The following is a 26,473-nucleotide window of genomic DNA, read 5'->3' as shown; positions in this document are numbered from 1 at the left end:
AGATAAAGAGTGGAACATTTTTTAGCTTTTTCATTGCAAGACCTTCCTTACGTGGTAATGACGCTTATTGTTGCATTCACGCTGCATGAGTTTGCACATGCGTATGTAGCTTATTTATTTGGAGACCACACGGCTAAAAAGCAAGGAAGGCTAACGCTTTCTCCGCTGGCTCATTTAGATCCATTTGGAACGCTTTTGTTAATCATCGCAGGTTTTGGGTGGGCGAAGCCGGTTCCTGTTAATCGCTATTTCTTTAAAAAGCCACGTTTAGCTGGTATTCTAGTATCGATAGCGGGACCGTTTAGCAACTTGGTGTTGGCATTTATCGGCTTGCTTATTTATTATTTGATGAATAACGCCGCAGTGGACAATGATGCGCTTTATCGTTTTGTGACATTATTTATTCAAATAAACCTAACACTAGGTGTATTTAACTTGTTGCCTTTTCCGCCTTTAGACGGCTACCGCGTGATTGAAGATCTCGTTCCGCCGTCCACGCGAGCCAAAATGACGCAGTATGAGTCTTGGGGCATTTTTGTATTTTTGATTCTTGTGATTACACCTCTGGATCGAATTGTGATCTGGCCGCTTCTAAACGGAGCAGCAATGTTTGTTATGAATATCTTTCAGCAGATATTAGCACCACTGATTTAATGAATAGAGGAGGCTTACTATGACTCAGTCAAAAAAGAAAAGTATAGGATTTAATATCATAAAAGACGATTCAACCGACGGCCACGGCGGTTACGGGGTTGGAGCGTTAAGTTTAGAAAACATTTCACCAGTTTTTGTTTGTCCGAGCGACGAAGAAGTATTTGTGGATATCGGTGCGATGCATGCAAGAAGTGTAGTGGAAAAAGGAATTAAGTTCTTACCGAATAAAGACGAGGTGCCAAACGGCAAGTTATATTGGCTTGTGTGGGTAACAATTGATCGCAAGCAAGAAGGACCTTACTACGCAGGTATGACAGCATGTGAAATGACCGTTGATCGTGAAATACGCCGCGGCTATAAGTCACTTCCTGAACATGTAAACAAAATGGATAAATCCTTAAAACGACGCATTATGGTGGAAGAAATGGATAGCAAGTCTAAGGATTTGCTTCGTGAGTTTTTGAAGTCTCATAATGAAGAAATTTGGACGTTATCTAATGATGACTTAAAAGAAGCGCTTCAAACATCGTAATGCTAAAAAAGCTTAAGGCCTTGGCCTTAAGCTTTTTTTAATCAAACCATTTGGGTAACCAGTGAAACTTTTTATCTTCTTTTTCACGCTCTTTTTTCTTCGTTTTTGCTGCATGATCGATGTGATCAGTACAATATGTTTTTGGCTGTGTTCCAGTTAAATAATAAGCTTTATATTGAACAGGGCATGATTTGGATGCTAACTTTCCATTTTGAGGATTAATGTTTACGCTCATTAATCCGTTTGGTGCTTTAAACTTTTCTTTTTTCTTCCCTTTTAAAGCATCTTCCATAAATAATGCCCACATTTTTTTTGCGTATCCTTTTTCAGCTACATCATCCATTGTCCTTCCTTGATCATATCCAACCCAAACGCCTGAAACGAGCTGAGGAGAGTAGCCAATCATCCAGCTGTCCGTAGAGGTTGTGCCGGATTTTCCCGCGTAAGGACGAGATACATATTTAGAAATAGGCTTTCCTGTGACGGTTGTATAGCCATTTAGCTTTTGATTAAACATGCCTGTCATTAAATGGGTAGTAAGAAAAGCATAGCGCTTATCAATGACTTGTTTCTGTTCGGAAGGAGCTTGATAAACAACTTCTCCGTCATGGGTTTCAATTCGTTTAATAAATGTTGGACGAATTTCTTTTCCGCCATTAGCAAAGATGCCGTACGCATTAACCATATCAATGACTTTGACAGGCGAAGTTCCAAGAGCTAAAGATGGAACTTTCTTTAAAGGTGATGATATTCCAAGTGTTTTAGCAGTTTCAATCAAGCGGTTTTCCCCAATGAACAAATGCGTTTTTACGGCATAAATATTATCTGAAAGTGCGATGGCTTGAGCCATTGTAATAGGAGCATCTGCATAATAATTGTGATAGTTACTAGGCGTGTATGTCGAAACGCCATCTTCCAATTTGAACGTCGTTTCTTCACTTTTCATTGGAGTAGATTCAGTAAAACCATCTTTTAACGCCGCATAGTATAAAAATGGCTTCATCGTTGAGCCAGGCTGTCTTATTGCTTGAGTCGCGCGATTAAACGGGCTCTTTTCATAATCTCTTCCACCAATAAGAGCTTTCACTTGTCCATTTTTAGGATTCATCGCAACAAATGCACTTTGTACGTCTGAAGAGCTGCTGATAACATCCTTCATTTTTTCTTCTGCCGTTCGCTGCATCTTTTCATCCAGCGTTGTATAAACGCGAAGTCCATTTGTGTAAATCATGGTTTCATCAATGCCTAAATCTTGCTTTAATTCTGCTAGCGCTGCATCCATAAAGTAAGAAGCATCTTCTTTATTAGGATCTTTTTCGGCAGGCTTTGCGAATGCTAGAGGTGTTACAAGCGCTTTTGTTGCTTGCTTGGCTGTAATAATTCCATCCTCTTTCATAAGAGATAAAATGATATTTTGTCGTTTTTTTGCATTTTCTTGATGAATAAGAGGAGAGTAGTAGCTAGGGCCTTTTGGAATACCTGCTAACATACTCGCTTCACTTAACGTCAAATTTTTGGCGTGCTTATCAAAATACAGCCTAGCTGCCGCTTCAATTCCATAAGCTCCATGACCGTAGTAAATCGTATTCATGTAGCCTTCTAGAATTTGGTCTTTACTATAATTCATTTCTAACCGAATCGTATACAGAGCTTCTTGAAGCTTTCTAGTCCACGTTTTGTCGTGCTCTAAAAACAAGTTTCGTGCATACTGCTGAGTAATGGTACTCGCACCCTGTACTTTTCCCATAGCTTTTATATCAGCTACAACTGCTCCGGCGATTCGATGCATATCAAAGCCGTGATGCTCATAGAAGCGCTTATCTTCAACGGCTAAAGTCGCATCTTTTACGTAAGGTGAAATTTGATTAAGTGAAACCCAGTAGCGCTTTTGTCCATTGTGAACTTCATCAAGAACTTTACCGTTTGCTGAGTAGAAAACAGCTGTTTGAGAAACGTTTAGCGGAGGGGGGCCAGCGATTTTGGCGTAGAGAAAGATGCTTATGTAGGCAAACAATAATAAAGCCCCCGCTAATATACCAAGGACGAGAAGAATTCGGAAGATGCGTCTTGCCTTTTTTAAATGTTCGGTTAATACCGTTTCCATTTCTATTCACCACCAATATGTGTCACTATGCACCGTACATGTTGTTTTCAACACAACAAAATTCTATTAAAAGAGCGATGCAAGTAGATTCTAAAGCTTGTATCTATCATCAGTATGAAATAGAAAAGGTGGTTTTAAACCTCCATTGCTAAAAATTTTACTTGCTTTTTTGCTGAATTCATCTATACTTTTTTCATGTTTGTATAAATTATGTTAGGGTAATCTATGCATAGGTTAATTCTCAAAATAGAAGGGAAGAGTTTGAAATGGAATTATGGTTCACAGAAAAGCAAACAAAGAACTTTGGTATTACAGCTAAAATTAATCGCACTTTACATACAGAGCAAACGGAGTTTCAAAAATTAGACATGGTTGAAACAGAAGAGTTTGGTAACATGCTCCTACTTGACGGTATGGTAATGACAACAGAAAAAGATGAGTTCGTTTATCATGAAATGGTTGCGCACGTACCGTTATTTACGCATCCAAATCCAGAAAACGTACTAGTTGTAGGTGGAGGAGACGGAGGCGTAATCCGTGAAATCTTAAAACACCCAAGCGTAAAAAAAGCGACGTTAGTTGATATCGATGGAAAAGTTATTGAGTACTCAAAAAAATTCTTACCTTCAATTGCGGGCAAACTAGAAGATCCTCGTGTTGATGTACAAGTAGATGACGGATTTATGCACATCGCTAAAAGCGAGAACGAATACGATGTCATTTTAGTGGATTCAACAGAGCCAGTAGGTCCAGCTGTAAATTTATTTACAAAAGGATTCTATGCAGGTATCTCAAAAGCACTTAAAGAAGATGGTATCTTTGTTGCTCAATCGGACAACCCTTGGTTTACGCCAGAACTTATCTCAAATGTTCAGCGTGATGTAAGAGAAATCTTCCCGATTACACGTCTATACGTAGCAAATATTCCAACGTACCCAAGCGGTTTATGGACATTTACAATGGGGTCAAAGAAACATGATCCATTAGAAGTAAGCGAAGATCGTTTCTTCGATATTGATACAAAGTATTACACAAAAGAATTGCACAAAGCCGCATTTGCTTTACCTAAATTTGTGCAAGATCTTATTAAATAAGTTATCACATACAAGTGAGATGCCAGAGGTTTAAGGCTGGCATCTTTTCTATGAATAATGAAGGAGGAACAAAATATGCGTTTTGATGAAGCTTATTCAGGTAATGTATTTATCGGCAGTCACCCTGTTTTTGAAGAAAGTGAAGCGGTTCTTTATGGAATGCCAATGGACTGGACAGTTAGCTATCGTCCAGGTTCACGATTTGGCCCAACTCGTATTCGTGAAGTATCAATTGGATTAGAAGAATACAGCCCGTATTTAGATCGAGAGCTAGAGGAAGTAAAATATTTTGATGCAGGAGATATTCCACTTCCATTTGGGAATCCTCAGCGCAGCTTAAATATGATTGAAGAGTATATCGACCAGCTTTTAGCAGCAGACAAGTTCCCATTAGGCATGGGCGGAGAGCATTTGGTTTCTTGGCCTGTTATGAAAGCTATGTATAAAAAATACCCGGATTTGGCCATTATCCATATGGATGCTCATACAGACCTTCGTGAAGAGTATGAAGGAGAACCACTTTCTCATTCCACTCCGATTCGTAAAGTTGCAGAACTAATCGGACCGGAGAATGTTTATTCATTTGGTATTCGTTCAGGAATGAAAGAAGAATTTCAATGGGCAAAAGAAAACGGCATGCATATTTCAAAATTTGAAGTTCTAGAGCCGTTAAAAGAGATTCTACCAACACTTGCAGGTCGTCCTGTTTATGTAACAATTGATATCGATGTATTAGATCCAGCGCACGCTCCTGGTACAGGAACAGTAGATGCAGGCGGTATCACGTCAAAAGAGCTTTTAGCTTCTATTCACGCAATTGCTAAATCAGATCTTCGCATTGTCGGGGGAGATTTAGTAGAAGTAGCTCCAATTTATGATCCGTCTGAACAAACAGCTAATACAGCAAGCAAGCTTATTCGCGAAATGATCTTAGGCTGGGTACAAAAGAAATAAATAAAGTAAAAGGCGGCCGCTGTGGCTGCCTTTTTTATTTGGAATATGTGAATGCGTCACGTCCTGTAAAAAGGTGAATTCTCGGCGTATCTATCATATTTCCTTTGAAGTATTATTGAATTCTTTCTTTAGAATGTTTATACTATTTAAGTTATAACGTATTCATTTTAATAAGGAAGTGTCTTTTGTGAGTAACGCTTCAGAAGTCAAGAAACCCATTGAAGTTAAAATTGTGACGGATATCCGCGATGGTCACCGAAAAGAGACAACATCGGTAAATGCAAAAGGTATGTATTATGAAAAAGGATCGAAAATTTATCTTACATACACAGAGCGCCAAGAGGAAATCGGAGATATTAGAACAATGGTGAAAATTAGCGAAGATGAAGTATCAATTAATCGAACCGGTGCTGTTCAAATGAAGCAATCGTTTCGTAAAAAGGTACAGATCGAAGGAACTTATATAAGCCCTTATGGACGTATGGATTTACTAACATTCGCTCATAACATTGAATATAAACAAATGACTCAAAAGGGTCGATTATTTTTAACGTATGATCTAGAAGTACAGGGTCAGCCTACCGGGAAATATGCGTTAACCATTACATTCAAGGAGGAGAAAAAATGAACATCGTCGAACAAGTGCAGCAAAAATTAAAAGCTGAAATTCAAGATGCTGTGGTCAAAGCAGGACTTGCTGAAAAAGCAGAACTTCCAGAAGTTCTATTAGAAACCCCAAAAGATAAAACACATGGTGATTATTCTACCAATATGGCTATGCAGCTAGCTCGTATTGCCAAAAAAGCACCGCGTGTTATCGCTGAAGAGCTTGTAGCAAACTTCGATAAATCAAAAGCATCTATCGAGAAAATTGACATTGCAGGCCCTGGATTCATCAACTTTTATATGAATAACTCTTATTTAACAGAGCTTATCCCAACGATTGTAAAAGCTGGTGAAGCGTACGGTCAAACAAACGTAGGGAACGGACAAAAAGTACAGGTTGAGTTTGTTTCAGCTAATCCGACAGGGGATTTACATTTAGGACATGCCCGCGGTGCTGCAGTTGGAGACTCATTATGTAATGTTCTTGAAAAAGCAGGTTACGATGTGTCACGTGAATATTATATCAATGATGCTGGTAACCAAATTAATAACCTGGCTTATTCAGTAGAAGCACGCTACATGCAGGCTCTTGGTTTAGAGAAAGAAATGCCTGCAGACGGCTATCATGGTGCTGACATTATAAACATCGGAAAAGAGCTAGCAAAAGAGCACGGAGACAAGTATGCAAATGCTTCTGAAGAAGAGCGTTTTGAATTCTTCCGTCAATACGGGTTAGATTATGAGTTAGCTAAATTAAAGCGTGATCTTGAACAGTTCCGTGTGAAATTTGACGTATGGTATTCTGAAACGTCTCTTTATAAAAATGATAAAATCTCAATTGCACTTGAAACGCTGAAAAAACAAGGCCATGTATATGAAGAAGAAGGTGCTACGTGGTTCCGTTCTACGACATTTGGTGATGATAAAGACCGTGTGTTAATTAAAAATGACGGTTCATTTACGTACTTAACACCAGATATTGCGTATCACCAAGACAAAATTCAACGCGGATTTGATAAGCTAATTAACATTTGGGGAGCCGACCACCATGGATATATTCCTCGTATGAAAGCGGCGATTCAAGCGCTTGGTTATGAAAAAGATACGCTGGAAGTAGAAATTATTCAAATGGTTCAACTGTATCAAAATGGCGAAAAAATGAAGATGAGCAAACGTACAGGTAAAGCAGTAACAATGCGTGATCTAGTAGAAGAGGTAGGCCTTGATGCAACTCGCTACTTCTTTGCGATGAGAAGTGCGGATACACATTTAGACTTTGATTTAGATTTAGCTGTTTCTCAATCTAATGAAAATCCTGTATACTACGCGCAATATGCTCATGCCCGTATTTGCAGTATTCTTCGTCAAGGTGAAGAGATGGGGATTCAATCAACATCTGGCGCTGACCTTTCATTAATTAGTGCAGAAAAAGAAATGGAACTGCTGAAGAAAATCGGAGAGTTCCCTCAGGCCGTAGCGGAAGCAGCAACAAAACGTATTCCCCACCGCATTACGAACTATGTATTTGATCTTGCTTCTACGTTCCATAGCTTCTATAATGCAGAAAAAGTATTAGACAGCGATAATGTAGAAACAAGTAAAGCACGTATTGAACTAGTGAAAGCTGTTCAAGTAACGCTTCAAAACTCCTTAAAACTAATTGGTGTTTCAGCACCTGAAAAAATGTAACAAAAAAAGAGCCTCTTGGCTCTTTTTTTTATTTAAAAAACAAGCGTGGCGCCTCCCGTACGCTTTACTCCTCTCATTGATGCTAAATCTTCCACTAATTTTAGCATCGCTTTATCTTTTAACTTTGCTTCAATCATTACGTCAAAATCTTGTCCGATATCTTTAGCTATTTGCAAAAAAGGTGCGATAAAATCAGTTGAGACATAATCAGAGTGACTTCTAAATTCTTTTTCAGATTTAGGAGAAGAGATATGTACTTTTGGTTTTAACCCGATATGTTTCCACGTGTCAAAGATACGAGGGAGCAATAATTCAAGAGGTTCTTCTCCTTCATTTGCTTTGTGATGGTGATAATCAAAAAGGAGAGGGACTTTCTCTTTTTCGCATACAGCTAATGTTTCTTCAGTTGTATATGTTTTATCATCATTTTCAAGAGTCATGCGCTTTTTAATGACAGGTGGCAGCGTTTGAATGTTTTCATGAAATCGACCGATCGCTTTTTCTTTATTGCCATAGGCTCCTCCTACATGAATATTAATAAGGGCTTGATCGACTACTCCCATCGCTTCAAGCATTCTATAGTGATAATCCATATCTTTTACCGCATTGTCTGTAATATGTTTTTTATCGCTTGTAAATAATGTGAACTGATTGGGATGAAAACTCACGCGCAGCTGATGATTCCGAATCAATTCTCCTATCTCTGACCAATCGTCTTGGAACGCATCAATGTAATTCCAATCTACTTCAGGATGAGTCGCTAAAGGGACAAGAGAAGATGATAATCGATACAGCATAATTTCATGAGCAATATTAAAATGTAAAGCGCGCTTAGTATGATTCAAATTTTGTTTTGTGACGTGATGAAGCTTATCCAGTCTCTCGTCTTTTTTCATTTTTTTCCATCTAGTAAACGTGAGGGTTTTAGCAGGTGAGCAGTCCCAAAGCGACAGGGCATGTGATACATAGCCAAATCTAATTTTCATGATAAATCTTCCTCTTTTCGTTCATTAAAGTAACGGAGAAATAAAGGTTGCAAATCCTTGCTTTAATTTTTCACTCCATGTTCGGTTTTTGACATCTTCTAAAGACAAAACCGGGCATTCCCCCATACAAGCTTTAAAGCTGTTCTTTACCTCTTCAATATATGTGGCATCATAGATTAAACAGTTGATTTCAGCGTTTAAGAACAAGCTTCTTTTATCAAAATTAGCCGTTCCTACATCGCAGATAACATTGTCTGCAATTAATACTTTTGCGTGGTAAAAACCGTAATAATATTGATAAATCATACAGCCTGCTTGAAGTAATGTAGGAAGATAGGCAAACGCAGCATGATGAACAAGCGGTTGATCTGCACGCATTGGAATTAAAATATGAACTTGTACTCCCCGTGCACGAGCTTGCAATAAAGCATTCATCAAAGGTTCACTTGGAATAAAATAAGGAGTACCTATGTACAATTCCCTATTGGCTTGGTTGATAATCGATAAAAAGCTTTCTTCAAGTGAAAAACCTTCAGTCGACTGTAGCTGAATAACATAGTCTCCTTCAGAGGTTGGTGGAAAGTATCTTTCCATTTTACGCAGGTCTAAGCCGGTAGCAGCATACCAGTCGCTCAACAGCTGCATTTGAAGATCTTGGATACCTTCACCTTCCATACGCAGGTGGTAATCTTTCCACACCCCAAGCTTGGCGTCGAGTCCTAAATATTCTCTTCCGATATTAAAACCACCAATGTAGCCCACTTTCCCATCAATAACGGCCATTTTACGGTGATTGCGTGCGTTGAGTGTATAAAACAAATAAGGCCACCGTAGCGTTCGACTGTAAGCAAAATGAACACCTTGTTTTTTTAAGAATGCAATTTTGTTTTTCTTGATTTTATAGCTTCCCACACGGTCTACCAATAACCGGACTTCAATATTTTGCTGTGCTTTTTGGACTAGTAAATCTAAAAAATCTTGGCTAACTTCATCATTTTGTACGATGTAAAACGATAAATGGATAAATGAAGAGGCATTTTCTATTTCGTGAAATAAATCTTTATACAAGACATTCCCGTCTGCGAACAAAAAAAGAGAAGCACGGCGCTTTGGAAATGTATTTTCAGCCTGAGAAAATACTTTCTTTCCAACGCCAAGGTCAATTGCAAGCCAAGCAATAAAAATAATAAAAAGTAAAATTACAACCATGCCGCTCATCATGTCACCTCTTTTCCCGATGTAAATACATTTTATGTTGTTCTTAGTGTCACCTTGTTTAAATAGAATATGAACAAAAGAAAGAAAAGATATTGACTGAATGCTCATTCATTATATACAATGAAAACAGATATATTATCAGAAAATTTAGTCGTCAGGAGGAAAGAAAGGTAACAAATTATTCAAGGAGGGGACGAGATGACAGGGTTGCTGTGGGTGAATTTTCTCTTTTTTATTATTGTAACCGCTTACGCTGTTTCTTTGTTTGTATATTTAATTCGCACACGCATTGAGTATATTCAATTAGGAAAAAAAGTTGAATTTGATCAGCGGTTAAAAGAAAGGCTACAAAAAATTTGGGTGAACGTGTTTGGACAAAAGAAGCTGTTAAAAGATAAAAAAAGTGGAATTATGCACGTCATGTTTTTTTATGGGTTTATTTTAGTTCAGTTCGGCGCGTTAGACTTCATTATAAAAGGTTTGCTTCCAGGTAAACATTTGCCGCTTGGACCTTTATATCCCGGCTTTACATTTTTTCAAGAAATTGTGACGTTTTTGATTTTAGTAGCAGTTGTCTGGGCTTTTCACCGCCGTTACGTAGAAAAGCTTGTGCGTTTAAAAAGAGGGTTTAAATCTGGTTTAGTACTGATTTTTATTGGAGCACTTATGCTGTCAGTGCTGGTTGGAAACGCTATGTCAATCATCTGGCATAATCATGAACCAGCATTGACAGAACCGATTGCGTCATCTATTGCCATCTTGTTTAAGGGAATCAATGATGTTGCCGCTATTTCCATTTTTTATGTTTCATGGTGGATTCACTTAGCCGTGTTATTGACGTTTTTAGTATATGTTCCTCAATCAAAACATGCTCATTTACTGGCTGGACCGGCTAACGTATTTTTTAACCGTGTTTCTAAGCCAGGTAAGCTTGAAAAGATTGATTTTGAAGATGAGACGCAGGAGACGTTTGGAGTTGGAAAGATTGAAGAATTTACACAGCATCAGCTTATTGATTTATATGCCTGTGTAGAATGCGGTCGATGTACGAATATGTGTCCGGCAACGGGTACAGGGAAAATTTTATCTCCAATGGATTTAATTTTAAAGATGCGCGATCACTTAACAGAAAAAGGAGCGGTTGTGACATCTAAGGCACCTTGGGTTCCTACGTATGCATTCTCCAAAACAAAAGGGAATCAGCTGGCGATGATGGCGGCCAGCCAAGGCGGAGAAGAGGCTGCAGCAACAGCAGAATATAATCCAGCTTTAATCGGAGATGTCATTACAGAAGAAGAAATTTGGGCATGTACAACGTGCCGAAACTGTGAAGATCAATGTCCCGTAATGAACGAGCATGTAGATAAGATCATAGATTTACGACGTTTTTTAGTATTAACCGAAGGAAAGATGGACGCGGATGCTCAGCGTGCCATGACGAATATTGAACGTCAAGGAAACCCTTGGGGATTAAACCGAAAAGAGCGTGAAGAATGGCGGCATGTAAGAGAAGATGTTCACATTCCGACTGTTAAAGAAGTAAGTAAAGCCGGTGAAACGTTTGAGTATTTGTTCTGGGTAGGTTCGATGGGATCTTATGATAACCGCAGCCAAAAAATCGCTCTATCGTTTGCAAAGCTTCTCAATGAAGCGGGTGTTTCATTTGCGATTTTAGGAAATAAAGAAAAAAATTCTGGTGATACGCCGCGCAGGTTGGGCAATGAATTTTTATTCCAAGAGTTAGCTTCTAAAAATATCGCTGAATTTGAAAAAAATGAAATCAAAAAAATTGTTACGATTGATCCACATGCTTACAATATCTTCAAAAATGAATATCCAGATTTCGGTTTTGAAGGAGAAGTGTATCATCACACAGAATTATTAGCTATGTTGGTGAAAGAAGGTAAGCTGTCACCAAAACACGCGGTTAATGAAAAAATTACCTTCCATGATTCCTGTTATTTAGGAAGATATAACGAAGTATACAGTCCACCAAGAGAAATTTTGAAAGCGATTCCAGGTGTTAGTTTGATTGAAATGGATCGCAACCGTGAAAATGGTATGTGCTGTGGAGCAGGAGGAGGGTTAATGTGGACGGAAGAAACGACCGGCCAGCGCATTAATGTAGCGCGCACGGAACAAGCCTTGGCCGTTAACCCAAGCATTATCAGTTCAGGTTGCCCGTACTGCTTAACGATGCTAAGTGACGGAACAAAAGCAAAAGAAGTAGAAGAACAGGTTCATACGTATGACGTAGCAGAACTGCTTGAAAAGTCAATTTATGGTGACGTGCAAGAACAGGTTTCATAAAGGAGAAGTAGAGATGGTCTTCATCTCTACTTTTTACAGAAAGGAAATTGAGCAAGCGTTCAATCGAGAAGGACAAAGATTAGGAAAAAGAGGAGGAAACAATAGTGGGGAAAACAGTTATTGTGAGTGCAGTTCGAACACCTTTTGGAAAATTAGGTGGCAGCGTAAGTGGACTAAAAGCGGCAGAACTAGGCGGGAAAGCGATTCAAGCAGCATCAAAGGGACGTACAGAAATTGATTCCGTTATTATGGGGTGCGTGCTGCAAGGGGGCCAAGGACAACTGCCTTCTAGGCAAGCCATGCATTATGCAGGTTTACCGTGGCAAGTAGAGACGGAAACCATTAATAAAGTTTGTGCATCGGGCATGCGCAGCATTACAACTGCTGATCAGCTGATTCGATTAGGAGAAGCAAAAACAATCATTGCAGGTGGAATGGAATCGATGAGTAACGCACCGTATCTTCTTCCAAAAGCAAGATGGGGATTCCGTATGGGAGATAGTGTTGTGACGGATTTGATGGTTCATGACGGATTGACATGCAGCTTTACAGGAGTTCAAATGGGTACGTATGGAAATGAAATAGCTTCTGAAATGAATATTTCCCGAGAAAAGCAGGATGAATGGGCCCTTCGCAGTCATCAATTAGCGGTGGAGTCAGAAGAGAAAGGGATATGGACTGCAGAAAGAATTTCAGTTGATATTCCGTCTAAAAAAGGAACGATAACGGTTCAAAAAGATGAAGGACCAAGAAAAGATACGTCGTTAGAAAAACTCTCATCTCTTCGGCCTGTATTTGGTCACAGCGGAACTATTACAGCAGGAAATGCACCTAGCGTGAATGACGGAGCAGCTGCGCTCATGCTAATGGATGAAGATGTAGCAAAAGCAAATGGCTATGAGCCGTTGGCTACGATTGTAAACCATACTTCTCTTGCGATGGAGCCAAGGGAATTTCCGAAAACGCCTGGGTTTGCTATTAACAAGCTACTGCAAAAAACAAATAAAACAGCAGACGATATTGCGCTGTTTGAAATCAATGAAGCTTTTTCAGCAGTAGTGTTGATGAGTATGGAGATTGCGGGACTTCCGGCTGAAAAAGTAAATGTGAACGGGGGGGCAGTAGCACTTGGACATCCAATTGGAGCAAGCGGTGCCCGTATTGTTGTAACGCTCATTCATGAATTAAGACGACGAGGCGGCGGCCTGGGCATTGCTTCTATTTGCAGCGGCGGCGGCCAAGGTGATGCCATCATGGTAGAAGTGTAAAAGGGGGATACCAACTTGAATATTGAAACAGTTATGGTTATTGGAGCAGGTCAGATGGGAGCAGGAATTGCACAAGTATTTGCTGCGAGCGGATATCAAGTTTCTTTGTATGACGTTGATCAAAAAAATACACAAAAAGGAATAGAAGGTATTGATAAACGTCTGAAAAAGCAGGTGGGAAAAGGTTCTCTCTCAGCTAAGGAATATGAAGAAATTATGGAGCGCCTTCACCTGGCAAATGAAATAACAGCAGCACAAAAAGCAGATTTAATTGTCGAAGCGGTTGTGGAAAAGATGGAAGTCAAACAAGCCATTTTTGCGGAGTTGGATTCGTTAGCCCCGAGTCATACTGTTTTAGCAACCAACACGTCTTCGCTTCCTATTACTGAAATTGCAGCTGTGACCACTCGACCTGAAAAAGTAATTGGCATGCACTTTATGAATCCTGTTCCGGTGATGAAACTCGTTGAAATTATTAGAGGGCTGGCTACTACCGATGAAGTGTATCAAGCAGTCTATGAAACAACGAAAAAATTAAATAAAACCCCGGTGGAAGTTCATGATTTTCCAGGGTTTGTTTCAAATCGAATTTTAATGCCAATGATTAACGAAGCTGTGTTTACGCTCTATGAAGGTGTAGCAAACGAGGAGGATATTGATCAAGTGATGAAACTAGGAATGAACCATCCAATGGGACCTTTGACATTAGCAGATTTCATCGGCCTCGATACATGTTTATTTATTATGGAAACGCTTCATAAAGGGTTTGGTGATGACAAATATCGTCCTTGTCCATTGCTTAGGAAATATGTAAAGGCAGGGTGGCTTGGTCGAAAAACAGGAAAAGGATTTTTTACGTACGAAACATAAAGGAGTGGCGAAATGATCTTTTTTACGTCTGAACAACACATGATTAAAAAGATGGTAGCTGATTTTAGTGAAAAAGAAGTCGCTGCGGCTGTGCCAAACATGGAAAAGGGTGAATTTCCTCGAGGTTTATTAAAGCAGATGGCTGATCTTGGCCTGATGGGCATTCCCGTTCCTCAAGCATACGGAGGGGGCGGACTGGACTTTGTGTCGTACATGATTGCCATCCACGAAATATCAAAAGTAAGTCCAGCCCTCGGCGTCATTTTGTCTGTTCATACTTCTGTAGGTACGAATCCTATTGTCGTATTTGGGACGGAAGATCAAAAACAAAAATATGTAAAAAAACTGGCGACAGGTGAATATTTAGGTGCTTTTTGTTTAACAGAACCTAGTGCAGGGTCTGATGCTGCAAGCTTAAAAACAAAGGCAGAACGAAAAGGAGACCACTATCTTTTAAATGGCTCAAAGCTTTTCATTACAAACGGCGGAGAAGCGGATACGTATATTGTATTTGCTAAAACGAACCCCGAACGCGGGTCGAGAGGGATGAGCGCTTTTATCGTTGAAAAGACGATGGAGGGATTTTCAGTAGGAAAAGATGAACATAAGATGGGTCTTCACGGTTCTCGAACGGTTCAACTGCACTTTGAAAATATGCAGGTACCTGTAGAAAATCGTCTCGGAGAAGAAGGTGAAGGCTTTCGAATTGCGATGGCTAATTTAAATGCCGGAAGAATTGGTATTGCTGCTCAGGCGGTAGGAATTGCTGAAGGTGCGTTAACGGCAGCTAAAAACTATGCAAATGAACGATATCAATTCGGAAAACTGATTTTATCTCAGCAGGGTATTGCCTTTAAGCTGGCTGATATGGAAACGGCTGTTGAATCAGCGAAGCTTTTAATGTATAGAGCCGCTTTTTTATATGATCAAAAACTTCCTTGTAAAAAAGAAGCCTCAATGGCGAAATTATTTGCTTCCCAAACAGCGATGAATGTAGCAATCGATGCGATTCAAGTTTTGGGAGGTTATGGTTATATGAAAGATTATCCAGTAGAGAGGTATTTTCGCGATGCCAAAGTATGCGAAATCTACGAAGGTACAAGCGAAATTCAGCGCATCGTCATTAGCAGTCAATTATAGGGGGAATAATCATGTTTTTTAAACTTTCAGAAGAACACGAAATGATTCGAAAAATGGTGCGGGACTTTGCCAAAAACGAAGTGGCTCCGACAGCTGCACAACGAGATGAAGAAGAACGTTTTGACAGAGGAATCTTTACGCAAATGGCTGATCTAGGATTAACAGGTATTCCATGGCCGGAGCAATACGGAGGAATTGGCAGTGACTATCTAGCTTATTGCATTGCCGTTGAAGAACTGTCTAGAGTATGTGCATCGACAGGCGTTACTTTGTCGGCTCATACTTCTCTAGCCGGCTGGCCAATCTATACATTCGGAACAGAAGAACAAAAACAAAAATACCTGAAACCTATGGCAACGGGTGAGAAAATAGGTGCTTATGGATTAACCGAACCGAGTGCTGGATCAGACGCAGGAGGAATGAGAACGCTCGCTGTAAAGGACGGAGAAGATTATATTTTAAATGGCTCTAAAATCTTTATTACAAACGGCGGCGAAGCGGATATTTACGTTGTATTTGCTCGCATCGACCCCAATGAAAAACGCACGAGCGCTTTTATTATTGAAAAAGATATGCCGGGATTTTCAGTTGGTAAAAAAGAAAAGAAACTGGGCATTCGCTCTTCACCTACCACAGAAATTATTTTCGAGGACTGCCGTGTTCCAAAAGAAAATTTGCTAGGAAATGAAGGAGAAGGATTTAAAGTTGCGATGATGACAATAGATGGCGGCCGAAATGGCATTGCAGCGCAGGCTGTAGGAATTGCTCAAGGGGCGTTAGATGCGGCCGTAGCTTATGCCAAGGAACGTCAGCAATTTGGTAAGCCAATTATTTCTCAGCAAGGAATTGCTTTTAAGTTAGCCGACATGGCCACGAGTATAGAAGCTGCAAGACTGTTAACCTATCAAGCTGCTTGGCTGGAGTCCCAAGGGCTGCCATATGGCAAAGAATCAGCCATGTCAAAATTATATGCTGGGGATACAGCAATGAAAGTAACGACAGAAGCTGTTCAAGTATTTGGAGGGTACGGTTATACAAAAGATTATCCAGTAGAACGTTTTATGAGAGATGCAAAAATCACGCAAATTTATGAAGGGACACAAGAGATTCAGCGTCTTGTCATTTCTAGGTATCTTGCTAAATAAAACACTTGTTGTAGGAGAGGTGAAAAAATGAAAAAGAGAGAAGTTCTCACATCCATTAAAGATGAAAAGCTGATTGTAGAGCGTCGTAATCAAATGATTAAAGGGGCCGTCACGCTATTTAAGGAAAAAGGTTTTCACCGAACAACAACAAGGGAAATTGCCAAAGCCGCTGGGTTCAGCATTGGTACGCTTTACGAATATATTCAATCTAAAGAAGATGTTTTATATCTTGTATGTGACAATATTTACGATGAAGTGAGAGTGCGATTAGAAGAGATGGTAGTGGATCGTTATACAATCGCTGAGCTTCAACAAGCGATTCAGCACTATTTTAAAGTTGTGGATGAGCTTCAAGATGAAGTATTAGTCATGTACCAAGAAGCGAAATCGTTGTCTAAAGATGCGCTTCCATATGTATTAAAAAAAGAGCTAGATATGGTTGAAATGTTTAAGGTTATTATCGAGGGCTGCGTAGAAAACAATCAATTTGCACTTACGGATAAAGAAATTTCGCTGTTTGCTCATCATTTATTTGTTCAAGGTCAGATGTGGGCATTTCGCAGATGGTGGCTGCAAAAGCATTATTCATTAGAAGAATATACAAATATGCAGTTAGATTTTTTACTTAAAAATTTTTCATTTCAACAACTGTGTGAGGGGGAGACAGTTTGAATACAAGCAAAAGACCGCTTCGTTTTTTAACCGCTTCTAGCCTGTTTGACGGCCACGACGCGTCCATTAATATTATGAGACGAATTCTTCAAGCCAAGGGGGTAGAAGTCATTCACCTGGGGCATAACCGATCTGTTGAAGAAATTGTTAACGCTTCCATACAAGAGGATGTTCAGGGGATTGCCATTTCTTCTTATCAAGGCGGCCACGTAGAATATTTTAAGTATATGTACGATTTACTCCAAGAACAACAGGCTTCTCATATTAAAATTTATGGCGGAGGAGGAGGGGTAATTATTCCGAGTGAGATTCAAGAGCTTCATGATTACGGCATTTCTAAAATCTTTTCTCCGGAAGATGGACGAAAAATGGGTTTAGAAGGCATGATTCAATTTATGATCGATGATTGTTATTACACCAATCCCCCTGCACTGCCGAAGGATCGAACCTTAACGCCGGCTAATGACCGTTTAATTGCCCAGCTTATTACATGCGCTGAAAATGAGGCCTATGAATACACAAAAGAGCATGCAGCCGCTCTTGAAGAAATCCGAGAAAGTGTAATCGAAAGCGAGACGGATCAAAAAATACCGGTTATTGGAATCACAGGAACAGGAGGAGCGGGGAAAAGTTCGCTTACGGATGAATTAGTAAGGAGGTTTATTGAACATATTCCAGATATTCATGTAGCTGTCTTATCCGTTGATCCAACTAAACAAAAAACCGGAGGAGCGCTTCTTGGGGATCGAATTCGCATGAACATCGCAGCGTCTCCTCGTGTGTATATGAGAAGTTTGGCCACACGTTCATCTGGACATGAGCTATCGGCGGCCATTCGAGATGGAATTGCCGTCGTGAAAAAAGCGGGTTTCGACATTATCATTGTCGAAACAAGCGGCATCGGGCAAGCTGATGCTCAAGTTAAAGATATTGCAAACGTCTCTCTTTATGTAATGACAAGCGAATTTGGCGCGCCGTCGCAGTTAGAAAAGATTGAAATGATTGATTACGCAGACTTTATTGTAATCAATAAATTTGAAAAAAAAGGTTCCGAAGACGCAAAAAAACAAGTGCAGCGTCAATATCAGCGCAATCATCAGCTGTTTGAAAATAATCTCTCTACTATGCCGATTTACGGAACAATTGCGAGTCAGTTCAACGACGGGGGAACAAATATTTTATTTGAAGATCTTGTAAATCATCTGCATCAAACATGCCGTACGTCTTGGCACGTAGAAAAATCATCAGAGCGCGTAAGTGAAAAGAAATATACCATCATTCCTAATGATCAACAGCAATATTTACAGGAGATTGTAAACAGCGTTCGCTCTTATCACCGCAATACGGATGTTCAAGTGCAAACAGCGCGTAAATTTTATCAGCTAGAGGGTGCTCTGGAGGAAGTGGAAACAGAAACGGCCAAGCAAGAGCTCACTCAGCTAAAGGAGAAATATCAAAAACAGCTAACGGCTGAATCGATTGAAAAGCTGGAAAACTGGCCTAAATTAAAAAGTCAGTATGGGCAAGAAGAACTTATTACAAAGATAAGAAATAAAGAAATTAAAACCTCTCTGCAAGTTGATACCCTATCAGGACTGCGTATTCCGCGCGTGGCCCTTCCAAAAGTTGAAGAATACGGGGAAGTTCTTCGTTTTCTTTATAAAGAAAATGTGCCGGGTGCGTTTCCTTATACAGCAGGTGTTTTTCCGTTTAAACGAAAAGGAGAAGATCCTAAGCGCCAATTCGCAGGCGAAGGAACACCAGAACGAACAAATCGCCGCTTTCACTATTTGTCAAAAGATGATGAGGCTAAGCGTTTAAGTACAGCGTTTGATTCTGTAACGCTTTATGGAGAAAATCCGGATCCAAGGCCGGATATCTTCGGGAAAATTGGCGAAAGCGGCGTAAATGTCTGTACGCTTGATGATATGAAACTCTTGTATAAGGGATTTGATCTTTGCCATCCGTCGACTTCCGTTTCGATGACGATCAATGGGCCGGCTCCAATATTACTAGCTATGTTTATGAATACAGCTATCAGTCAGCAGGTGGAAAAGAAGGAAGAGGAGCTGAAGCGTCCTTTAACAGAAGAGGAATACGAGGACGTAAAATCGGGTACGTTGAAACAAGTGAGAGGAACCGTTCAAGCGGATATATTAAAAGAAGACCAAGGGCAAAATACGTGTATTTTTTCCACAGAATTTGCATTAAAAATGATGGGAGATATTCAGCAGTACTTTATTGACGAGAAAGTGCGCAACTATTATTCTGTTTCTATTTCAGGCTATCATATTGCTGAAGCAGGAGCCAATCCAATTTCTCAGCTCGCGTTTACATTAGCCAACGGTTTTACGTACGTGGAATATTACTTGAGCCGAGGCATGCACATTGATGATTTTGCTCCTAATTTATCTTTTTTCTTTAGTAATGGACTTGACCCTGAATACACGGTTATCGGACGTGTAGCGAGAAGAATCTGGGCAATTGTGATGCGTGATAAATACGGCGCGAATGAACGCAGTCAAAAGCTTAAGTATCATATTCAAACATCCGGCCGATCGCTTCATGCACAGGAAATTAATTTTAATGATATACGTACGACGCTGCAAGCCTTAATGGCTCTTCATGACAACTGCAACTCTCTTCATACCAATGCGTATGATGAAGCAATTACAACACCGACAGAGGAATCTGTACGAAGAGCGATGGCCATTCAATTAATCATTACAAAAGAGCATGGATTAACTAAAAACGAAAATCCACTACAGGGCTCTTTTATTATTGATGAACTAACAGACTTGGTAGAAGAAGCGGTCTTGGCTGAGTTCCAACGCTTAAATGATCGAGGCGGCGTTTTAGGTGCGATGGAAATGCAGTATCAGCGAGGTAAGATTCAAGATGAATCGATGGAATATGAGATGCAAAAACATACGGGAGCTTTACCTATTATAGGAGTAAATACGTATATTAATCCAAATGAAGAGGAAAATTCCTCAGTTGATGACATGCAGTTAGCCCGCGCATCAAAAGAAGAAAAAAATCATCAAATTAATCAGCTTCAGAAGTTTCAACAGCAGCATGAAGAAAAAAGAGAAGATGCGCTGAAAAGGTTAAAGAAAGCTGCAACAGAAGGAGAGAACATTTTTAAAGAGTTAATGGAGACCGTTAAAGTAGCCAGCTTAGGAGAAATTACGCGAGCTTTATATGAATGCGGTGGGCAATATCGCCGAAATATGTAATAATGTATCGTTAGTATATAGTGATATATTAAAAGCCGAGATGACCGTTTGTTGGTCATCTCGGCTTTTATAGACCTAACCCTAGCGGAGTCAGAATAACTGATGGTGAATTCCTTTTGGTTAAAGGATGCTGTTGGCGTATTAAGTAGAATGTATTATAGTGATAAAATGTCTGTTTTTTCGTTGTTTTATGCGAAATTCTCGAGAATTTTAGAAACGAGGCTAGCATAAATGTATTGAATTTGTTTATAATGAATGGTATGTATTTATTCGTTTCCATCATTTACACATATGATGAATTGATTTAATAGATTTTCGATATACATAGCCATAGAAAGGATGTGCCAGATTTGAGTTTAGCACAGTACTCAAAAACGGATTTAAAAGAAATGTCGATGATTGAGATTGCTTATGCGCTTCTAGAAGAAAAAACAGATCGTCAAGCAATGTCATTCCAAGAAATTATTGCTGAAATTAAAGCAGCAGCTGAAATGTCAGATCAAGAATTAAAAACGAGATTAGCTCAGTTTTATACAGATATTAATATTGATGGTCGCTTTTTAACAGTAGGGGACAACCACTGGGGTCTTCGTGGATGGTATCCTTTTGACCAAGCTGAAGAAGAAGTTATTCCGGTTGCAAAACCTAAAAAGAAAAAAGCGAAAAAAGCTGTTGTTGAAGAAGTTGAAGATTTTGATGATTTAGAAGAAGATTTGGATTATGAAGATGTTGATGATCTAGACGAAGAAGAAGATTTTGAAGACATTGACGAGCTAGAAGAAGATGAAGATGATCTTGCAGAAGACGATTTTGACGATTTAGAAGATGATCTAGACGATGATGAGGAAGACGAAGAAGAAGATTATGAGGACGAAAAAGAAAAATAATCCTTCTTGACTTTTTCAAGCGAAGTAGGTAGAATCTTTTTTGGGCTCTTTAAACAAGCATTTAAAAAGTTTTTATTTAAAATAGACTATTGCTCCCAATCCAGTTTTGGTATTGGGAGCAATTTTTTTATTTTATCTATCCATGTTTTACACCCCGATATGTTCTTATAAATCCTTGATAGAAACTTTCTTTTGGTTCTTGAACGTTTCACATTCATAAGGTTTCTTATAATTTCGCATGCACAATGAATGAATTGTGATTGTTTATGTGAAAACTTTTAATATTGTACAGTTCAAATTATTTAGAGGGGGAAGTATAGATGACAAAGTATATTTTCGTAACAGGCGGTGTTGTATCATCTCTAGGAAAAGGGATTACAGCAGCTTCTTTAGGCCGTTTATTAAAAAACCGTGGGTTGAACGTAACGATTCAAAAGTTTGATCCATACATTAACGTAGACCCAGGAACAATGAGTCCATACCAACACGGTGAGGTATTCGTAACGGATGACGGCGCGGAAACAGACTTAGACTTAGGTCACTATGAGCGTTTTATCGATATCAACTTAAATCGCTACAGCAACGTAACAACAGGTAAAGTATATTCAACAGTATTGAAAAAAGAGCGTCGCGGTGATTATTTAGGCGGAACAGTTCAGGTTATTCCGCACATCACAAATGAAATTAAAGAACGCGTTTTCCGTGCAGGTAAAGAAACAAATGCGGACGTTGTTATTACTGAAATCGGCGGAACGGTAGGAGATATTGAATCACTTCCTTTCCTAGAAGCTATTCGTCAAATCAAAAGCGATATTGGCCGTGACAACGTTATGTATATCCACTGTACACTTGTGCCATATTTAAAAGCTGCTGGTGAAATGAAAACAAAACCAACACAGCATAGTGTAAAAGAATTACGTAGCTTAGGTATTCAGCCAAATGTTATCGTTGTTCGTACGGAAATGCCAATTTCTGAAGATATGAAAGACAAGCTAGCTTTATTCTGCGACATTGATCCAAAAGCGGTTATTGAGTGTGCAGACGCTGAAACATTATATGAAATTCCACTATCTCTACAAGAGCAGCACCTAGATCAAATCACATGCGATCACTTGAAACTAGATTGCAAAGAAGCAGAAATGACTGAGTGGAAAGCACTGGTTGAGAAAGTAAAAGGACTTTCAAATACGACAAAAATTGCATTGGTTGGTAAGTATGTAGAGCTTCAAGATGCTTATATTTCTGTCGTAGAAGCAATGAAACATGCTGGATATGCATTCGATGCAGATGTAAACATCAAGTGGGTAAATTCTGAATTTGTAACAAAAGAAAATGTTCAAGATTTACTTGGCGATGTAGACGGTATTTTAGTTCCAGGTGGATTTGGTGATCGTGGAATTGAAGGTAAAATTGTAGCAACACAATATGCACGTGAGCAAAAGGTTCCATTCTTAGGTATTTGCTTAGGTATGCAGCTGGCATCAGTTGAGTTTGCACGTAATGTATTAGGATTAGAAGGCGCACATTCAGCGGAAATTGCACCTGAAACAAATTATCCAATTATCGACTTATTACCAGAACAAAAAGACGTAGAGGACCTAGGCGGTACACTGCGTTTAGGACTATACCCTTGTAAATTGTCTGAAGATACGCTTGCATATGAAGCATATCAAGATGAAGTGGTATATGAGCGTCATCGTCACCGTTATGAATTTAATAACGAATACCGTCAACAAATGGAAGAGAAAGGTTTTATCTTCTCTGGTACAAGCCCAGACGGCCGTTTAATTGAAATTGTAGAGCTAAAAGATCACCCATGGTTCTTGGCTTCACAATTCCACCCAGAGTTCACATCTCGTCCAACAAGACCGCAACCATTGTTCAGAGAATTTATTCGCGCATCAATGGAGTCAAGCCAAAACAAATAAGTGAAATAAAAAACACGCTGTCTTTAGACAGCGTGTTTTTTATTCATATTCTTCTACGATTTCTTTTAATGTGAAAGTTAAACCGTAGTACGCGTATAAAGCGACTATCATTGCTGGAAAACCAAATCTTGAGCCGTCTTCTCCAGGAATAAGCGGCTTTAACAATTTTGTATCAATATGAGCATCTGCGAGTGCTGTTAAAGAAGGTTCGGCTATCTCTTTAGGAACAGCAGCAATGCTAACAAATGGAATATCCTGTTTCTTTAAACGTTCAGCTATTTTCACTGCTTTATTATCTGTTGAAAATCGAGAGACAAGCAGTACGCGATCAACGCTAGTCAGCTGATCTAATTCATGTAAAGGCAAAGCTTTTGCCTGACTTAAAGGTTCCGCACTGCTTAGTGCTTCAAGCGTAATGGCGTGCATTTCTTCTACACCATAAATATAGATAAATCCTTCTCCGACAGAGGCCTGTGCTAAAATACGCGCGGCATCTTCAAATTGGAATTCTTCTTGTTCTTCAATTCGTTTAAAAAAACCTGAAAGTTGAGTTGTGAAAATTTTAAGCATAGAATCTCCCTTCGATTTAAGCGGCTAAAGCCGTCTATCTACACATTATAACGAAAAAAGCTATCTGTATTCTATCTTGAAATGGGCTACAATGAAAGTAAAGTGCGATGAAGTTAGATGGATGACAAAAAAAGCTATGTTTTGTAACAATTTCTCTAATAAGCAGGGATTTTTGTTTTAAAGGCGAAATACATATGTTAGTTTTGTCTGTAGAAGAGGAATATAAAAGGTGGGATTATATTGGCAGAGAAAATTTTAATTGTTGATGATCAGTATGGTATACGTATTTTATTAACGGAAGTGCTGCAAAAAGAAGGCTATACGACATTTCAAGCGGCGAACGGCTTCCAGGCGATTGATATTACAAAAGAGCAAGCACCGGATCTTGTCTTATTAGATATGAAAATTCCAGGAATGGATGGAATTGAAATTTTAAAAAGGTTAAAGCAGCACGATGAAACGATTAAAGTCATCATTATGACCGCTTATGGTGAATTGGATATGATTCAAGAAGCAAAAGATTTAGGAGCATTAACACACTTTGCAAAACCGTTTGATATTGATGAAATCCGAAAAGTTGTTAGGGAATATATACCAGTAAAGTCGAATTAAGGTTTTGGTAGGGTTTTCATCCTAACAAATTTTGAATATCAGCCTAAAAATGTTGCTGTTTTCATTGTTAGTTGGTATCCTAATTACTGTATTCATAATTCGACAATCTATTATGTAAAGATGCGCGTTGTTTCTACATGAAACACTCAATTCAAGAGCATACTATTTGAGTGTGCCTTTTGGTTAGCATCTAATCTAAGGTTGATTTTAAGGAGGATTTCAATATGCCTTTAGTATCAATGAAAGAAATGCTTATTACAGCAAAAGAACAAGGCTATGCAGTAGGTCAATTTAACTTAAATAACTTAGAGTTTACTCAAGCTATTCTTCAAGCAGCAAAAGAAGAAAACTCTCCAGTTATTCTTGGTGTATCTGAAGGTGCAGCACGCTACATGGGCGGTTTCAAAACTGTTGTAGCAATGGTTGAAGCTCTAATCGAAGATTACGACGTTCAAGTACCAGTTGCAATTCACTTAGACCACGGTTCAAGCTTTGAATCATGTGCAAAAGCAATCCATGCTGGATTCACTTCTGTAATGATCGATGCTTCTCACCACCCATTTGAAGAAAACATTGCAATTACTTCTAAAGTAGTTGAACTAGCTCACTTCCACGGAGTATCTGTAGAAGCAGAACTAGGAACTGTTGGTGGACAAGAAGACGACGTTATTGCTGAGGGCGTTATCTATGCAGATGCTAACGAGTGTGAAGAACTTGTTAACCGTACAGGTATCGATTGCTTAGCTCCAGCATTAGGATCAGTTCACGGACCATACAAAGGTGAACCAAACCTAGGTTTTGCTGAAATGAAAGAAATCGGAGATCGTACAGGCTTACCATTAGTTTTACACGGTGGAACTGGTATTCCAACAAAAGATATCCAAAAATCAGTTTCTTTAGGTACTGCTAAAATCAACGTAAACACTGAAAACCAAATTGCTTCAGCTAAAGCTGTTCGTGAAGTATTAGCTGCGCAACCTGAACAATATGATCCACGTAAATACTTAGGACCTGCTCGCGAAGCAATCAAAGAAACGGTTCAAGGTAAAATGCGTGAATTCGGTTCTTCTAACAAAGCATAATTTGAAATCTTCGGATTGCCTGTTTGCAGTTAGTTGAGTCTGAAAAATAAAACCGTCTTATTTTTATTGTAAGGCGGTTTTATTTTTACTATAATTTTCTTATCATTCTGAATACATAACACAGGGGGATGGCATTCATGAAGTTTTTTATTGATACGGCTAATTTAGACGAAATTAAGGAAGCGCATTCATTAGGTTTGTTAGCGGGGGTTACAACAAATCCTAGTTTAGTAGCTAAAGAGAACATCACGTTTGAAGATCGTCTTCGTGAAATTACAGAGTTCGTTGAAGGATCTGTAAGTGCAGAAGTGATTGCGCTTGATGCAAAAGGCATGATTCGCGAAGGAAAAGAGCTTGCTGCGATTGCGCCGAATATTACAATCAAGGTACCGATGACTCCAGATGGCTTAAAAGCAGTAAAAGAATTTACTAGTTTAGGTATTAAGACAAACGTTACGCTTATTTTCTCAGCTAACCAAGCGTTAATGGCAGCAAGAGCAGGTGCTACTTACGTATCGCCTTTCTTAGGAAGATTAGACGATATTGGTTTTAATGGTCTCGATTTAATCTCAGATATCGCAGATATTTTTGCGATTCATGACATTCCATCAGAAATTATTGCAGCATCTATTCGTCATCCGATGCACGTAACAGAAGCTGCAAAAAATGGAGCACATATTGCGACAATTCCTTACAAAGTTTTAATGCAATTGTTCAAACATCCGTTAACAAACGCAGGGATTGACCAATTTTTGGCAGATTGGGAAAAACGAAATGTCTAAACATGTATAAATTTGTGTGGCATTTACCATCCTGACAGGTGAATGCCATATTTTTCTTTTATCTTGTCGAAACTATACATGATTTTTTCATTTTCGTGTACACTAGTAGGTAATAGGAAAAATAACCATTC

At 39.1% G+C, this 26,473-nt stretch carries 22 protein-coding genes; 18 read left to right on the top strand and 4 right to left on the bottom strand.

Annotated features, from left to right (window positions below; translation table 11 throughout):
* Positions 1-9 precede the first annotated feature (9 nt).
* Both AC4NPH_RS22240 and AC4NPH_RS22235 read left to right on the top strand, forming a co-directional pair.
* Complete coding sequence (locus tag AC4NPH_RS22240; RefSeq protein WP_013059846.1) at positions 10-654, top strand: site-2 protease family protein; 645 nt, start codon at positions 10-12, stop codon at positions 652-654.
* A gap of 19 nt (positions 655-673) precedes the next feature.
* A complete protein-coding gene (locus AC4NPH_RS22235; protein WP_013059845.1) occupies positions 674-1,186 on the top strand; it encodes a YwhD family protein in 513 nt (170 codons plus the stop codon).
* A gap of 37 nt (positions 1,187-1,223) precedes the next feature.
* On the opposite strand, the gene AC4NPH_RS22230 is transcribed toward AC4NPH_RS22235, so the two are convergent.
* On the bottom strand, positions 1,224-3,290 hold the full coding sequence (locus AC4NPH_RS22230; RefSeq protein ID WP_013059844.1) for a transglycosylase domain-containing protein: 2,067 nt from the start codon (positions 3,288-3,290) through the stop codon (positions 1,224-1,226).
* Positions 3,291-3,556: 266 nt separating this feature from the next.
* On the opposite strand from AC4NPH_RS22230, the gene speE reads away from it, so the two are divergent.
* The 4 genes from speE (at position 3,557) to argS (ending at position 7,633) form a co-directional block, all read left to right on the top strand.
* Positions 3,557-4,384: a spermidine synthase gene (gene speE / locus AC4NPH_RS22225; protein WP_013059843.1), complete on the top strand. Its 828-nt coding sequence runs from the start codon at positions 3,557-3,559 to the stop codon at positions 4,382-4,384.
* A gap of 75 nt (positions 4,385-4,459) precedes the next feature.
* Positions 4,460-5,338 (top strand): agmatinase, encoded by an 879-nt coding sequence (speB, locus tag AC4NPH_RS22220; protein WP_013059842.1) that lies wholly within the window; start codon positions 4,460-4,462, stop codon positions 5,336-5,338.
* Between the two features lie 187 nt (positions 5,339-5,525).
* Positions 5,526-5,966, top strand: a complete 441-nt coding sequence (locus tag AC4NPH_RS22215) for a YwiB family protein (RefSeq protein WP_014457736.1) — start codon at positions 5,526-5,528, stop codon at positions 5,964-5,966.
* Positions 5,963-7,633, top strand: coding sequence for an arginine--tRNA ligase (argS, locus tag AC4NPH_RS22210; protein ID WP_025601750.1), 1,671 nt, complete (start codon positions 5,963-5,965; stop codon positions 7,631-7,633). The genes AC4NPH_RS22215 and argS overlap by 4 nt, the downstream gene beginning before the upstream one ends.
* A 32-nt stretch (positions 7,634-7,665) precedes the next feature.
* On the opposite strand, the gene uvsE is transcribed toward argS, so the two are convergent.
* Together uvsE and cls are read right to left on the bottom strand one after the other, a co-directional pair.
* A complete protein-coding gene (gene uvsE, locus AC4NPH_RS22205) occupies positions 7,666-8,619 on the bottom strand; it encodes a UV DNA damage repair endonuclease UvsE (RefSeq protein ID WP_098196935.1) in 954 nt (317 codons plus the stop codon).
* Positions 8,620-8,643: 24 nt separating this feature from the next.
* On the bottom strand, positions 8,644-9,840 hold the full coding sequence (cls, locus tag AC4NPH_RS22200; protein WP_231101682.1) for a cardiolipin synthase: 1,197 nt from the start codon (positions 9,838-9,840) through the stop codon (positions 8,644-8,646).
* 195 nt (positions 9,841-10,035) lie between these two features.
* Between cls and AC4NPH_RS22195 the strand changes: the two genes are divergently transcribed.
* The 9 genes from AC4NPH_RS22195 (at position 10,036) to pyrG (ending at position 23,296) form a co-directional block, all read left to right on the top strand.
* Entirely contained in the window at positions 10,036-12,147 is a 2,112-nt protein-coding gene (locus AC4NPH_RS22195; protein ID WP_013059837.1) for a (Fe-S)-binding protein, read from the top strand.
* Positions 12,148-12,251: 104 nt separating this feature from the next.
* On the top strand, positions 12,252-13,415 hold the full coding sequence (locus AC4NPH_RS22190; protein ID WP_098980408.1) for an acetyl-CoA C-acetyltransferase: 1,164 nt from the start codon (positions 12,252-12,254) through the stop codon (positions 13,413-13,415).
* Between the two features lie 15 nt (positions 13,416-13,430).
* The gene (locus AC4NPH_RS22185; RefSeq protein ID WP_013059835.1) at positions 13,431-14,285 is read left to right on the top strand and encodes a 3-hydroxybutyryl-CoA dehydrogenase; all 855 of its coding nucleotides are present in this window, start codon (positions 13,431-13,433) and stop codon (positions 14,283-14,285) included.
* Positions 14,286-14,297: 12 nt separating this feature from the next.
* Positions 14,298-15,425, top strand: a complete 1,128-nt coding sequence (locus AC4NPH_RS22180; protein WP_013059834.1) for an acyl-CoA dehydrogenase — start codon at positions 14,298-14,300, stop codon at positions 15,423-15,425.
* Positions 15,426-15,436: 11 nt separating this feature from the next.
* Positions 15,437-16,570, top strand: a complete 1,134-nt coding sequence (locus AC4NPH_RS22175; RefSeq protein ID WP_491938926.1) for an acyl-CoA dehydrogenase — start codon at positions 15,437-15,439, stop codon at positions 16,568-16,570.
* 27 nt (positions 16,571-16,597) lie between these two features.
* Complete coding sequence (locus AC4NPH_RS22170; RefSeq protein ID WP_013059832.1) at positions 16,598-17,242, top strand: TetR/AcrR family transcriptional regulator; 645 nt, start codon at positions 16,598-16,600, stop codon at positions 17,240-17,242.
* The gene (gene icmF / locus AC4NPH_RS22165; protein ID WP_057275277.1) at positions 17,239-20,481 is read left to right on the top strand and encodes a fused isobutyryl-CoA mutase/GTPase IcmF; all 3,243 of its coding nucleotides are present in this window, start codon (positions 17,239-17,241) and stop codon (positions 20,479-20,481) included. Before AC4NPH_RS22170 ends, icmF begins: the two co-directional genes overlap by 4 nt.
* A 350-nt stretch (positions 20,482-20,831) precedes the next feature.
* Positions 20,832-21,368 carry a DNA-directed RNA polymerase subunit delta gene (rpoE, locus tag AC4NPH_RS22160; protein WP_013059830.1) on the top strand — a complete coding sequence of 179 codons (537 nt, stop codon included), beginning with the start codon at positions 20,832-20,834 and terminating at the stop codon, positions 21,366-21,368.
* A gap of 320 nt (positions 21,369-21,688) precedes the next feature.
* The gene (gene pyrG / locus AC4NPH_RS22155) at positions 21,689-23,296 is read left to right on the top strand and encodes a CTP synthase (RefSeq protein WP_013059829.1); all 1,608 of its coding nucleotides are present in this window, start codon (positions 21,689-21,691) and stop codon (positions 23,294-23,296) included.
* 39 nt (positions 23,297-23,335) lie between these two features.
* Here the strand turns inward: pyrG and AC4NPH_RS22150 are convergent, their stop codons facing one another.
* On the bottom strand, positions 23,336-23,866 hold the full coding sequence (locus tag AC4NPH_RS22150) for a DUF2529 family protein (protein WP_061859839.1): 531 nt from the start codon (positions 23,864-23,866) through the stop codon (positions 23,336-23,338).
* Between the two features lie 237 nt (positions 23,867-24,103).
* On the opposite strand from AC4NPH_RS22150, the gene AC4NPH_RS22145 reads away from it, so the two are divergent.
* The 3 genes from AC4NPH_RS22145 to fsa all read left to right on the top strand — a co-directional run bounded on the left by AC4NPH_RS22145 (position 24,104) and on the right by fsa (position 26,342).
* On the top strand, positions 24,104-24,478 hold the full coding sequence (locus AC4NPH_RS22145; protein ID WP_087944205.1) for a response regulator: 375 nt from the start codon (positions 24,104-24,106) through the stop codon (positions 24,476-24,478).
* 224 nt (positions 24,479-24,702) lie between these two features.
* Entirely contained in the window at positions 24,703-25,560 is an 858-nt protein-coding gene (locus tag AC4NPH_RS22140; protein WP_013059826.1) for a class II fructose-bisphosphate aldolase, read from the top strand.
* 137 nt (positions 25,561-25,697) lie between these two features.
* Complete coding sequence (fsa, locus tag AC4NPH_RS22135) at positions 25,698-26,342, top strand: fructose-6-phosphate aldolase (RefSeq protein ID WP_063670712.1); 645 nt, start codon at positions 25,698-25,700, stop codon at positions 26,340-26,342.
* Positions 26,343-26,473 lie beyond the last annotated feature (131 nt).

The organism is Priestia sp. MDV22-iso46, from assembly GCF_058629175.1.
Note: the sequence above shows the minus strand (reverse complement) of the source record. Positions and strands in the feature narration are given on the sequence as shown.

What these genes read in the sequence shown, in the direction of transcription:
- AC4NPH_RS22170 (WP_013059832.1), top strand. Translation starts at nt 16,598, where the DNA reads ATGAAAAAGAGAGAAGTTCTCACATCCATTAAAGATGAAAAGCTGATT.
- argS (WP_025601750.1), top strand. Translation starts at nt 5,963, where the DNA reads ATGAACATCGTCGAACAAGTGCAGCAAAAATTAAAAGCTGAAATTCAA.
- uvsE (WP_098196935.1), bottom strand. Translation starts at nt 8,619, where the DNA reads ATGAAAATTAGATTTGGCTATGTATCACATGCCCTGTCGCTTTGGGAC.
- AC4NPH_RS22180 (WP_013059834.1), top strand. Translation starts at nt 14,298, where the DNA reads ATGATCTTTTTTACGTCTGAACAACACATGATTAAAAAGATGGTAGCT.
- speE (WP_013059843.1), top strand. Translation starts at nt 3,557, where the DNA reads ATGGAATTATGGTTCACAGAAAAGCAAACAAAGAACTTTGGTATTACA.
- AC4NPH_RS22150 (WP_061859839.1), bottom strand. Translation starts at nt 23,866, where the DNA reads ATGCTTAAAATTTTCACAACTCAACTTTCAGGTTTTTTTAAACGAATT.
- speB (WP_013059842.1), top strand. Translation starts at nt 4,460, where the DNA reads ATGCGTTTTGATGAAGCTTATTCAGGTAATGTATTTATCGGCAGTCAC.
- cls (WP_231101682.1), bottom strand. Translation starts at nt 9,840, where the DNA reads ATGATGAGCGGCATGGTTGTAATTTTACTTTTTATTATTTTTATTGCT.
- AC4NPH_RS22140 (WP_013059826.1), top strand. Translation starts at nt 24,703, where the DNA reads ATGCCTTTAGTATCAATGAAAGAAATGCTTATTACAGCAAAAGAACAA.
- fsa (WP_063670712.1), top strand. Translation starts at nt 25,698, where the DNA reads ATGAAGTTTTTTATTGATACGGCTAATTTAGACGAAATTAAGGAAGCG.
- AC4NPH_RS22235 (WP_013059845.1), top strand. Translation starts at nt 674, where the DNA reads ATGACTCAGTCAAAAAAGAAAAGTATAGGATTTAATATCATAAAAGAC.
- pyrG (WP_013059829.1), top strand. Translation starts at nt 21,689, where the DNA reads ATGACAAAGTATATTTTCGTAACAGGCGGTGTTGTATCATCTCTAGGA.
- AC4NPH_RS22230 (WP_013059844.1), bottom strand. Translation starts at nt 3,290, where the DNA reads ATGGAAACGGTATTAACCGAACATTTAAAAAAGGCAAGACGCATCTTC.
- AC4NPH_RS22195 (WP_013059837.1), top strand. Translation starts at nt 10,036, where the DNA reads ATGACAGGGTTGCTGTGGGTGAATTTTCTCTTTTTTATTATTGTAACC.
- AC4NPH_RS22175 (WP_491938926.1), top strand. Translation starts at nt 15,437, where the DNA reads ATGTTTTTTAAACTTTCAGAAGAACACGAAATGATTCGAAAAATGGTG.